The sequence below is a fragment of the Sphingomonas sp. GW822-FHT03G08 genome (assembly GCF_058801135.1).
In genome coordinates, this window is the sequence record NZ_JBXAMZ010000001.1 from 98324 (window position 1) to 110500 (window position 12177).

Annotated in this window: 8 protein-coding genes; 6 read left to right on the forward strand and 2 right to left on the reverse strand. The window is 67.1% G+C overall.

The window, feature by feature from the left end; genetic code table 11:
- Window positions 1-6: 6 nt before the first annotated feature.
- The 5 genes from AC1RJ5_RS00300 (at window position 7) to AC1RJ5_RS00320 (ending at window position 8630) form a co-directional block, all read left to right on the forward strand.
- Entirely contained in the window at window positions 7-3123 is a 3117-nt protein-coding gene (locus AC1RJ5_RS00300) for a TonB-dependent receptor (RefSeq protein WP_269575604.1), read from the forward strand.
- 111 nt (window positions 3124-3234) lie between these two features.
- The gene (locus AC1RJ5_RS00305; RefSeq protein ID WP_493111055.1) at window positions 3235-4785 is read left to right on the forward strand and encodes a tryptophan halogenase family protein; all 1551 of its coding nucleotides are present in this window, start codon (window positions 3235-3237) and stop codon (window positions 4783-4785) included.
- Window positions 4782-6335, forward strand: coding sequence for a tryptophan halogenase family protein (locus tag AC1RJ5_RS00310; protein WP_269575602.1), 1554 nt, complete (start codon window positions 4782-4784; stop codon window positions 6333-6335). The genes AC1RJ5_RS00305 and AC1RJ5_RS00310 overlap by 4 nt, the downstream gene beginning before the upstream one ends.
- On the forward strand, window positions 6335-7390 hold the full coding sequence (locus tag AC1RJ5_RS00315) for a LacI family DNA-binding transcriptional regulator (protein WP_269575601.1): 1056 nt from the start codon (window positions 6335-6337) through the stop codon (window positions 7388-7390). Before AC1RJ5_RS00310 ends, AC1RJ5_RS00315 begins: the two co-directional genes overlap by 1 nt.
- 34 nt (window positions 7391-7424) lie before the next feature.
- Window positions 7425-8630, forward strand: a complete 1206-nt coding sequence (locus AC1RJ5_RS00320; protein WP_493111058.1) for an MFS transporter — start codon at window positions 7425-7427, stop codon at window positions 8628-8630.
- Between the two features lie 127 nt (window positions 8631-8757).
- Here the strand turns inward: AC1RJ5_RS00320 and AC1RJ5_RS00325 are convergent, their stop codons facing one another.
- Both AC1RJ5_RS00325 and AC1RJ5_RS00330 read right to left on the reverse strand, forming a co-directional pair.
- Window positions 8758-9063 carry a hypothetical protein gene (locus AC1RJ5_RS00325; protein WP_221416224.1) on the reverse strand — a complete coding sequence of 102 codons (306 nt, stop codon included), beginning with the start codon at window positions 9061-9063 and terminating at the stop codon, window positions 8758-8760.
- A gap of 20 nt (window positions 9064-9083) precedes the next feature.
- Complete coding sequence (locus AC1RJ5_RS00330) at window positions 9084-10586, reverse strand: L,D-transpeptidase family protein (protein ID WP_493111061.1); 1503 nt, start codon at window positions 10584-10586, stop codon at window positions 9084-9086.
- A gap of 198 nt (window positions 10587-10784) precedes the next feature.
- Here AC1RJ5_RS00330 and AC1RJ5_RS00335 point away from each other — a divergent pair, with 198 nt between their 5' ends.
- The gene (locus AC1RJ5_RS00335; RefSeq protein WP_269575598.1) at window positions 10785-12119 is read left to right on the forward strand and encodes an MFS transporter; all 1335 of its coding nucleotides are present in this window, start codon (window positions 10785-10787) and stop codon (window positions 12117-12119) included.
- Window positions 12120-12177 lie beyond the last annotated feature (58 nt).

Here is a 12177-nt window from a genome sequence, read left to right on the forward strand (position 1 = left end):
AGTTTGATGGCCGGCTTGCTGGCGACGACCGCGATGGTCGCGCCGGCATGGGCCCAGGATACGGCCGTGGTGCCGCAGGACACGCAGGATGCGGGTGAAGAGATCGTCGTCACCGGCATCCGCGCGTCGCAGGCCAAGTCGGTCGACATCAAGCGCAACGAGACGGCGATCGTCGATGCGATCTCGTCGGAAGACATCGGCAAGCTGCCGGACGTGACGATCGTCGATGCGCTGCAGCGCATCTCGGGAGTCCAGATCCAGCGCAGCGCCGGCGAAGGCTCGACGGTCAACATTCGCGGCCTGCCGCAGGTCATCACGCTGCTCAACGGCGAGCAGTATCTGAGCCCGGGCAACCTCGGCACCGCGCAGCCGAACCTCAACGACATTCCGGCGCAGCTGATGAACGCCGTGGTCGTCTACAAGTCGCAGGACACGCGCAACGCGCTGTCGGGCATCTCGGGCACGATCGACCTGCGCACCCGTCGCCCCTTCGACATGAAGGAAGGCTTCGTGTTCTCGGGGCAGGGCGAATATGCCCGGGGTTCGAACACCAAGCATAACGACTATCTGTTCAGCGGCCTGGCCAGCTGGCGCAGCGACCGCTTCGGCGCGATGGTCGGCGCGACCTATAGCCGCAACCGCCTGGGCAACAGCTATGCCGGCATCGGCGGCGGCGTGTTCGGCAACAATGACTGGGGCGGTTCCGGCAACAACTGGATCTCGCCGCACGGCTATGAATTCTTCAACCGCGAAGTCGAGCGCCAGCGCTTCGGCATCAACGGCGCCGTCCAGTTCAAGATCGACGACGACTGGACAGTCACCGGCGAAGTCTTCCACACCGAGCTGGTCGAGCACAACCGCGCCGCCGGCATCAACATCTCGAACCGCTGGAACGGCCTTGGCTGGACCACGCCGACCGACAGCACGCCCTCGGGCCAGACCGCCGGCAACGGCCAGCCCTGGCTGGACGTGAACCAGTATGATCTCAATGTCTGGTGGTTCAACTCGTTCTCGGTCAACCGCACCGCGCGCGAGCACTCGACCAACTACAATTTCCAGATCGACTACGACAAGGACAACTTCAAGTTCAGTGCCCGCGCGCTGAAGTCCAACGCCAACATGCGCAGCATGAACGGCCAGGTGCAGGGCGACCTGAGCAACTGGCAGTACGCGCCGGGCCGTGCCTTCACGCTGTTCCGCAACGCCGCGGACCGCACCCGTGGTCCGTTCTACCCGGCGAACATCGCGTCGCAGTATCCCGCGTCGCAGTATTCGAACGGCGTAGTCGGCTCGCGCGGCGGCCGCTACATCAACCCGAATCCGCTCGGCTATGGCCAGGACCCGCAGCTCCATCTCGATCTGCGCGGCTCGAACCCGGCGATCAGCGGCTTCGACACCGCCATCTCGGGCGGCCTGGGCGCCGGCAAGACGCTCAAGGACTATATGGCCAATCTCGACAGCTATGCTGTCGCGGCCTTCTCGTCCGAGGGCAACCAGGAGAACCATGCGAGCCTGGGCGTGTTCCGCGCCGACGGCAGCTATGATTTCGACGAAGGCGGCCTGTTCGGCCTGCTCAACCGTGTCGATGTCGGCGTGCGCCGTTCGGACCGCCAGACCCAGATCCGAAACTTCCACCTCTTCTCGAACTTCTACGGCGGCAACGGCGCAGCGGTTCCGGAAGGCTGCCTTGCGCAGTGGAAGGCGATCGACGTTGTTATGGACAACGCCCAGTGTTCGGCGGGCGAGTTCGTCTCCAACCCGGGGTACAATGCGGCACTGCCGGCGGCTACCGCGCCGTCGAACTGCACCGCGGCTACCGTGGCCAACGCACCGACCTGCTTCCAGGGCTATACGGTCAACCGCCCAACCAAGCTCAATGCCTATACCCCGGTCTATTTCCAGACCAACTGGGGCGGCGTGGTCAACGGCATGCCGGGCCTGTGGGTCGCGGATCCCAAGGCGTTCGACGATGTGAAGGCGTTCCAGGACAAGGTGTTCGGTCCGTCGACCGAGGTCACCATCCCGGGCAACACCTATGACGTCGACCTGGTCGAGGAGAGCGCGTACCTGAACACCGCCTTCTCCACGGGCGGGTTCAAGGCAAATCTCGGCCTGCGCGTCATCAACACCAAGCTGACCGTGAAGCAGAACCTCACCGGCGACACGCGCGCCTATGGTGACACCAATCTCGATACCGGCGACGTGGTTTCGCGCCGCTCGTATCTCGACTGGCTGCCCACCGTCACGCTGTCGTACGACTTCACGCGCCAGCTTCGCGTTCGTGCGGCCTTCGCCAAGACGATGATCCCGCTGGATCTGGGCAATTATGGCGGCGGCCTGACCATCTCGACCGCGGACTCTCCCTGTTCGGGCACGCCGGGGCCGACGGACGCGCCCTGCGGCGTGCGCCAGGTCACCGGCGCCAGCTCGAGCGGCAACCCGAACCTCAACCCGTGGCGTTCGAACAACTATGACGTGAGCCTGGAATATTATCTGGGCCGCGCCTCGATGTTCAACATCGGTGCGTTCAAGCTGGACATCAACAGCTTCGTCCAGAGCCGCACCACCCCGGGCGCGGGCCGCTTCGCGGACGGCGACGGCGTGATCCGTCGTGCGGTTCCGGTCACCCAGCCGGAACAGGGGACGGGTGGGTCGTTGCAGGGATTCGAAGTGGGGGCGAAGCTTGCCTTCAGCGACCTGATCGGCAGCGGTTTCTTCCGCAACTTCGGTATCGACGCCAACTACACCTATTCGGACAGCAAGCAGAACGGCCGTGCACTCGACGGTTCGCGCTTCCCGTTCCCGGATAACTCGAAGAGCCAGGTCAACCTGGTCGGCTGGTACCAGGACGATCACCTGCAGCTGCGCGTGGCGTACAACTACCGCACGCCGCGCCTGGCCTCCACCTTCGGCGGCATCGGCATCTACCAGGATACCGCGCAATATGTGGACGCCAACGTGACCTACAACATCAACGACGCCTTCGCGGTCTACGTGAACGGCTCGAACATCTTCGGCGAGCGCGAGCGCTACTACTTCCAGTTCGACGACGACTCGAAGCAGTACCACTCGCAGAACCGGTTCGAGCCGCGCTTCTCGGGCGGCGTGCGCGTCCGCTTCTAACGAGCCAACCCTCCTGGGCCGGCAGTCCCCATGGGCTGCCGGCCCATTTTTCAGGAGCGGAGGCAGGCGGTTTCGCTTGCGATACCGTTACCAAGACTATCAGATGACATCATGAAGGATGGGGGAATGGCCAGCGGCGCGATCGAGCGTGTCGTCATCGTCGGCGGGGGCACCGCGGGCTGGATGGCGGCGGCAGCCCTGGGTTCATACCTGGCGGGGACGGGCACCCGGATCACCCTGATCGAAAGCTCGGAAATCGGCACGATCGGCGTCGGCGAGGCGACGATCCCGACCATCCGCCGCTTCTACGCCAGCCTTGGCATGACCGACGCCGAAGTGATGCGCGCCTGCGAGGCGACCGCCAAGCTGGGCATCCGCTTCGTCGACTGGAAGCCCGGCACCAGTTTCGTCCACCCCTTTGGCCGCTTCGGGCAGGACCTGCGCGGCATCGACTTCCACCATTTCTGGGCAAAGGCCCGCGCCGCCGGCCAGGCCGCGCCGCTGGAGGAATATTCGCTGGGCGCGATGCTCGCGCGCGAAGGCCATGCCAGCGTGCCCTTGCCCAATCCGCCGAGCCAGCTCTCGGTGTTCGACTGGGCGCTGCATTTCGATGCCGCGCTGTTCGCCGCGCACATGCGCAGCTTCGCCGAGCGCAGCGGCGTCACGCGGATCGACGCGAAGATCACCGACGTGTCGCTGCACGGCGAGACCGGCTTTATCGAGAGCGTGACGCTGGGCAGCGGCGAGAAGGTCGAGGGCGACCTGTTCATCGACTGCTCGGGCTTCCGCGGCCTGCTGATCGGCGAGGCGCTGGGCATCGGCTACCAGGACTGGTCGCACTGGCTGCTCTGCGACGGCGCCTTTGCGGTGCAGAGCGAGCGGGTGGGCCTGCCGCCGAGCTGCACCACCGTCACCGCGCGTACCGCCGGCTGGCAATGGCGGATCCCGCTGCGCAGCCGCGAGGGCAATGGCATCGTCTTTTCGAGCAGTTTCCAGAGCGATGACGAGGCGCGCGCCGAGCTGCTCGCCCATGTGCCGGGCAAGCCGACGATGGAGCCGCGCCGACTGCGCTTCACGCCGGGGCGGCGCGAGGTCGCCTGGGCGAAGAACTGCGTGTCGCTGGGCCTGGCATCGGGTTTCCTCGAGCCGCTGGAATCGACCAGCATCGCGCTAATCGAGACGGGGATCGAGCGGCTGAAGCAGCTCTTCCCGGACAAGGGCTTCGATCCGGCGGTGATCGCCGAATACAATATTCAGTGCGCCGAGGAGATGGAGCGCGTTCGCGACTTCATCCTCCTCCACTACAATCTCAGCACCCGCGAAGGGCCGTTCTGGCAGGCGTGCCGCGACATGACCTTGCCCGACACGCTGGCCGCCAAGATGGAGCTGTGGCGGGCGCGGGGCGCGTTCATCCGCTATCGCTGGGAGATGTTCCACCCGGCATCCTGGCTGGCCATCTATGGCGGGTTCGAGCATCTGCCCGAGCGGATCGATCCCGGCGTCGCGGCGGTGCGCGTTGCCGAACTGGCGCCGGCGCTGGAGCAGATGCGGGCCGCGGTTGCCCGTACCGTCTCCGACACGCCGACGCATGAAGAGTTTCTCGCGACGGTGGACGGCGCCGCTGCCGAGCCCCGGAACCAGTCGCTAAGGACGCCCGCATGAACAGCCCCGACGCGCTCCGCAAAGTCTGCATCGTCGGCGGCGGCACCGCCGGCTGGATCGCCGCCGCGGTGATGGCGCACCACATGAAGGGCAGGCTCTTCGAGATCGAGCTGGTCGAGAGCGACGACATCGGCACGATCGGGGTAGGGGAGAGCACGATCCCGCCGTTTCTCGAGCTGATCGCCAAGCTCGACATCAACGAGCAGGAATTCATCCGCGAGGTGCAGGCCAGCTTCAAGCTGGGGATCGAGTTCAAGGACTGGTGGAAGCAGGGCGAGACCTATTTCCACCCGTTCGGCGATGTCGGCCAGCGGATCGAGCTGAGCGACTTCTACCAGGTGTGGCGCAAGGCGAAGCTCAACGGCCATGACTTCGCGCTGCAGGATTTCGCGCCGGCCACGGTGATGGCGCATGCGGGCAAGTTCATGCTGCCGTTCAAGGCGCGGGGCACGCCGATCGCCGGCGCTTCCTATGCGCTGCATGTCGATGCCAAGCGCGTCGCCCAGTATCTGCGCGGTCATGCCGAGGCGCGCGGGGTGAAGCGGACCGAGGGCATCGTCACCGATGTCGCACTCGACGATCGCGGCTTCGTCTCGACGCTGACGCTCAAGGACGGGCGGACCGTCGACGCGGACTTCTTCATCGATTGCTCGGGCTTCCGCGCGCTGCTGATCGAGAAGGCGCTGGGCACCGGCTATACCGACTGGTCCAACTATCTGTTCTGCGACCGCGCCATCGCCGCGCAGACCGAGAATGTCGGGCCGCCCAAACCCTATACGCTGGCCGAGGCGCAGGACGCCGGCTGGCGCTGGCGCATCCCGCTGCAGCATCGCACCGGCAACGGCCATGTCTTCGCGTCCGAATTCATGAGCGACGACGAGGCGACGCGCATCCTGCTCGACAAGGTGGAGGGCGAAGTGGTCGCCGGGCCGATGGTGGTGCCGTTCAAGACGGGCGTGCGCCAGCAGATCTGGCACAAGAACGTGCTGGCGATCGGGCTCGCTTCCGGCTTCATCGAACCGCTGGAGAGCACCGCGATCCACCTGATCTATCGCGGCATGGACTTCTTCTTCCGCTTCCTGCCCGATCGCCACTGCGACCCGGCGCTGGCGGAGGAATATAACCGGCGGATGATCGCGGACTATACCGAGATCCGCGACTTCATCGTGCTCCATTATTGCACCACCGCGCGCGACGACACGCCGTTCTGGCGCAAGTGCCGCGACATGGAATGGCCGGACAGTTTGAAGGAGCGGGTGGAGCTGTTCCGCGCGAACGGCACGCTGCGCGAAGGACTGGACGAGCTGTTCCGTTCGGTCAGCTGGTTCTCCGTGCTCGACGGGATGGGCGAGCTGCCGCGCACCTATCATCCGCTGGTCGACCGGATCGACGAGGCCGGGCTCTATGCGGGCTTGGCCCAGGCGCGCGACCAGCTTGCCGGCTTCGTACGCCAGTTGCCGACCCAGCAGCAGTTCATCGATGCGCATTGCCGCGCGGAGAAGGTCGATCTAGGCCGGCCGGCCCAAGCTGCCATGTCTGCCGGGGTTTGATGCAGAAGAAACGCGCGATCACGATCAAGGATGTTGCAGCCGAGGCGGGAGTCTCGCTGCAGACGGTGAGCCGCGTCATCAACAAGGGGCCGAACGTCACTGCCGGCGTGCAGGCGCGCGTGCAGGCGGCGATCGACAAGCTGGGCTATGTGCCGAGTCTGGCGGCACGGCGGCTGGGCGGATCGCGCTCCTATCTGATCCTGGCGTTCAACGACGAGCGGCCGACGCTCGAGGGCTGGCAGTCGCGGCGCGGCAATGACTGGGTCGACCAGATGCTGTTCGGCGGGATGCTCAAATGCGCCGAGCATGGCTATCGCATGCTGTTCGAGCTGGTGGATTCGCATTCGGACCAGCTCGAGGCACAGGTGCAGGCGGCACTCTCCGCGCTGCATCCCGACGGGGTGATCCTGACGCCGCCGCACAGCGACGATCCGCGGATCACCGAGCTGCTCCACCGCAACGGGCTGATCTTCGCGCGGCTGGGCTCGCACCAGGAAGGCCCCGGCTTCGCGGTCTATATGGACGACGAGGCGGCGGCGCGCCGGGCGACCGAGCATCTGCTCGACCTGGGGCATACGCGCATCGCCTATGTCCAGGGTCATCCCGAATATGCGATGAGCCCGGACCGGCTGCGCGGCTTCACCAGCGCGATCGAGGCGCGGGGGCTCAAGGTCGAGCCGGCCTATCTGCAGCCGGGCGATTTCACCTATGAGGCGGGCGTCGATGCGCTGAACACGCTCGCGTCGCTCGACGTGCCGCCGACCGCGGTGCTGGCGAGCAGCGACGAGATGGCGCTGGGCGTGCTGCACGCGGCCGGGCCGCTGGGGCTGTCGGTGCCGGGCGACCTCTCGGTGGTGAGCTTCGACGACACGCCGACGGTGCGGATGAGCGTGCCCGCGCTGACCGCGATCCGCCAGCCGATCGCGGCGATGACCGCGCGCGCGGCCGAGCTGCTGATCGAGGGCAAGGCGCGGGGCGGAGCGCTCGACTATGCGCGGCACCTGCTGCCCTTCGATTTCGTCGAACGTGTCTCGACCGCGCCGCCGCGGCGTTGACTTGGGCGCGGGGGGCGCCGATTGTCCGCCGCCCATGCCACGCTTCGTCTCGCCCGGCCGCGGCTTCATCTTCCTCTACGCGCTGGCCTATTCGGGCATGTTCGTCAGCTTCATGCCGTTCGTCATGGTGCTGTTGCCGCTCAAGGCGGCGCAGGCCGGGGGCGAGCATGCGGTGCAGCTGCTCAGTGCCGGTGCGCTGGGCGGCGCGGCGGTGGCGAGCATCACCAACATCCTGTTCGGCGCGCTGAGCGACCGCACGCGCCTGCGCCACGGCACGCGCAGGCCGTGGGTAACGGTGGGGCTGGGCGTGCTCTGCGCCGCCTATGGCGTGCTGCTGGTCTCCGCCGACCCGGTGAGCCTGCTGCTCGCGGTGTTCTGCATCCAGATCGGCATCAACATGATGTTCGCGCCGATCGCCGCGGTGATGGCGGACGAGATACCGGACGACCAGAAGGGCGTGGTGGCGGGGCTCACCGGCATCGCGCATCCGATCGGTGCGATGTCGGCGGTGCTGGTCACGCTCCCCGGGCTGGGCAGCGACCTGACCCGCTATGCCTTGCTCTGCCTGCTTTTCATCGCGTTGACCGCGCCCTTCCTGCTGCTCGCCCGCGAAGGCGCGGCGCTGCCCGCGCCTCCGCCCGCGCCGCAACGCGAGCTGCGCCGGTTCGACTTCATCCTCGCCTGGACCTCGCGCATCCTGTTCCAGGTCGCGGGCAATGGCCTGTCGACCTATGGCTTCTATTATTTCCTGTCGGTGCTCGACCGCGAGGACATCAGCAAGACCAGCGTCGAGGCCAATCCGATCGTCGCGACGATGACGGCGTCGACGATCATCGCAGTGCTGCTGACGGTGCTGGCGGGGCGCTTCTCGGACCGGATGATGCGGCGCAAGCCCTTTCTGGCGGCGGGGGCGGTGGGCATGGCGGCGGGGCTGGCGGTGATGGCGTTCGCCAAGAGCTGGGGCATGGCGGCGGCGGGGCACGCGCTGGCGCTGTCCGGGCTCAGCGTGTTCCTGGCGATCCACTCGGCGATCGCGATGCAGCTGCTGCCCAACCCGGAGCATCGCGGCCGCGACCTGGGCGTGCTCAACCTGACCAATACCCTGCCGGCAATGGTCGCGCCGCTGCTCGCGCTGGCGCTGGCGCCGGAGAAGACCGGCTACATGATCTGGCTGCTGATCCTGGCGGGCGGCACGCTGGCCGGCGGCGCGGTGTCGCTCTGCATCCGGACGCAGGATTAGGCCTGTCGAAAATGAGCTGCCCAGGTTCCCCGGCTAAGGCCGGGGAACTGCCAAGTCAGCTGTCACATCCTGACTGGCGACAGGATGGGAGCGGGCGAGTACCTGCGGTACCCGCCCGCGCTTGAACTCAATGCACCGGCTCGCCGGCGCTCGAATTGCGGTCGACCTTGGCGGTCATGCCGGTGGCGTCGGCGTCGTCCTGGGTCTGCTCGTCCGGCGCGAGGCTCGGTGCCGACGGGGCGGTGTCCGCCGTGGTGGCGTTGGTCACCGCCGGGGTGGCGACCGGCTCGTCGATCGTGACGTTGGAGAAGCTCTCCGGCTCCCCGATGTTCGCGACGATCGTCTCGTTCGCGGTCTCATCGGGCTTGCCGCCCGAGCAGGCGGCGAGCGCCAGGCCGGCGGTGGCGATCAGGGCGAGGGTGCGGATCTTCATCTGGTTCATTCCCCTTGTTATCAACGTGCGGAAACGGCGGCGGCGGTGATCGCCGAGCGCTTCTCGATCTTTGCCGCGAGATCCTTGTCCCAGCCATAGGGATCGCCGCGGAAGTTCATCGTGCCGTTCGCGTTGGCGAAGGCGGTCCAGTAGAGCAGATAGACCGAGACCTGATCCTGGTCCTGCAGGCTCACGCGCAGCGTGTCGCCCTTGGCGAGCGCGGCGTTGATCTGCTCGGGCTGCCAGTTCGGATCGTTGCGCAGCAGCAGCTGGGCGAGCGGGCCCGGCTTCTCCAGGCGGACGCAGCCATGCGAGGCAAGCCGGCTGAAGCTGGCGAAGGTCGACTGCGACGGCGTGTCGTGCAGGTACACGGCATAGTTGTTCGGGAAGTCGAACTTGTAGCGGCCGAGCGCGCTCTTCGGGCCGGGCTGCTGCTGCAGGCGGCGGTTCGCGCCGGTGCCGATGATCTTGTAGCCCTGCGCCTTGAGCGTGGCCTCGCCCTTGGGCCACAGCTCCTTCTGGGCGATGCCGGCCGGCACGTTCCAGGGCGGATTGAGCACGATCGAGTGGATCTTCGACTGGAGCATCGGCGTCTCGTTGCCGGGACGGCCGGTGACGGCCTTCATCGATGCGATCGGGGAGTCGCCCTCGAACACGGTGAGCACGGCGGCGGCGATGTTCACCTGGATGCGCTTGGCGGGCAGTTCGCTCGGCAGCCAGCGCCAGCGCTCCATGTTCGCCATGATCTGGCCGACGCGGTCCTCGGCCGGCACGTTGAGCGCGGCGAGCGTGCCCGACGAGACGACGCCGGTGGGGTTGAGGCCGTAGCGGCGCTGGGCGCGGACGACGGCTTCCTTGAGCTCGGCATCGAACTTGTCGCCGGTGGCGGTCACCTGGCTGTCCTCGACCGAGAGGCGCTTGCGCAGGGCGGCGACGCGGGCGCCGCTGGCGCCGGCGGCGAGGTCGGGACCGGCGGCGAGCTTCTGCCAGCCGCCCTTGGCGACGATCTGGCGATAGGTGGCGAGGCCGGCCTGCAGCGCGTCATAGCCGGCCCAGGGCGGCGGCAGGTCGCGCAGCCAGGCGCCGACGCGGTTCTGCTTCACCGCCTCGGCAAAGGCGGGCAGGGGATCATAGGCGGTGGGGCGCAGGCCCCAGTTCGGGTCGAAATCGGCCTCCGCAAGGCGGCCCGAATGGACGGCGCGGGCATAATCGAGCGCGGCGCGGACCAGCGTCTGGTTGTCCTTGAAGCTCGGCGTCGGATCGCCGGCGCGACGCAGGCCCTGGGCGAAGCCGGCCTCGGTGAGGATCGGCGCGAGCTCGGCGGCCTGCGATGCGCTCAGCACCGGCAGCACCACCGGCGCGTTCGGAACGAACGGCGGCACGGGTACGACGGGCAGCGTCTGCGAGGGGTTTGTCTGCGGCGCGGGGGCAACCTGTTGCGCGACGACAGGCGCCGCGATTCCGGCAAGTACCGCTGTCCATGCGGCACGGCGGGCCACCCGGCCCGAAAACACTTTGGTCACTCGCAATCTCCTTCGCGGCCGCCCTGAGGCCGGGCGACCTGAATCGCCACCTGCTATTAAGCCAAAGCGGGCGCGCGTGGCGAGCGTCGAATTTATACTTTGCGACGACGCGCCTTGACAGTGGCAACGTTGTCGGACCAGTTTCCCTCAAACGCCCGCCGTGGCAAGGAGCGGGCGACGTCCGCAGGGAGAGGTTTCTTGGCATCTACACGTTCAACACAGACGACGCTGGCGTTCGCCGCCGTCACAACCCTGTTCTTTGCCTGGGGGTTCATCACCTCGCTGGTCGACCCGCTGGTCGCCGCGGTGAAGGGCATCTTCACGCTCACCGATTTCCAGGCCCAGGCGAGCGCCTTCGCGTTCTTCTTCGCCTATTTCGTCGTCTCGATCCCGGCCTCGGCACTGGTTTCGCGGCTGAAGGCAGTGCCTTCGATCATCGCCGCGCTGGTCACGATGATCGCCGGCTGCCTGATCATGCTGACCGCTGCCAACGCCGCCAATTACTGGCTGGTGCTGCTCGGCCTGTTCGTGATGGCCAGCGGCATCACCGTGCTGCAGGTGGCGGCCAATCCGCTCGCCGCCGCGCTCGGTGACCCGAAGGGCAGCCATTTCCGCCTGGTGCTCAGCCAGACCTTCAACTCCTTCGGCACCTTCCTCGGCCCGCTGCTCGGCGCGCACCTGTTCCTGCAGGGCGTCGAGGTGAAGGAAGGCACGACGATCACTCCCGAGATCCGCGCCCAGGCGCTGCAGGGCATCGACTCCGCCTATTTCTGGATCTGCGGCCTGATCGCCGCGCTGGCGGTGTTCTTCTTCCTCAGCCGCCGTGTCGTCACCGAGGCAGCTCCGGCGCCGGCGACGACCAGCGACGGCCTGTTCGCGGCCTTCTCGTCGAAATGGGCGCTGTTCGGCGGCCTCGCCATCTTCCTCTATGTCGGCGCCGAAGTGTCGATCGGCACGCAGATGGCGCTGTTCCTCAACTCGAACGCGATCTGGGGCCAGTCCGACGCCGCGTTCAGCGTGCCGCTGCTCGGCTATGCGATGGGTAGCGACGGCGTGCACGGCGTTTCGCTGCAGGAAGCCGGCAAGGCCGTTGCCTTCTACTGGCTTGGCGCAATGGTCGGCCGCGCGATCGGCTCGGGCCTGCTCACCGTGGTGAAGGCCCACAAGCTGCTCGCGCTGTTCACGGCGATCGCCGCGGCGATGTGCCTCTATGTCTTCGCGGTGGGCGGCGTCACCGCCGGCTTCGTCGCGCTGGCGATCGGCCTGTTCAACTCGATCATGTTCCCGGTGATCTTCACGCTCACCCTGGAGCGTTCGACCGCGAGCGCCGAATCGACGTCGGGCCTGCTCTGCACCGCCATCGTCGGCGGCGCGATCCTGCCGCTGCTGGTGGGGCTGGTCTCGGGCTCGCACGGCTACAGCTTCGCGCTGATCGTTCCGGCGCTCTGCTATGTCGCGCTGTGCGGCTTCGCGATCGCTGCCGGCCGTGCGCCGGTGGTCAATGCCGAGGGCGAGACTGCTTCGATCCACTGATCGGAGAAGCTTCGTTCACTTGCCGCCGGACCCCGGATACTCCCCTCCGGCGGCAAGG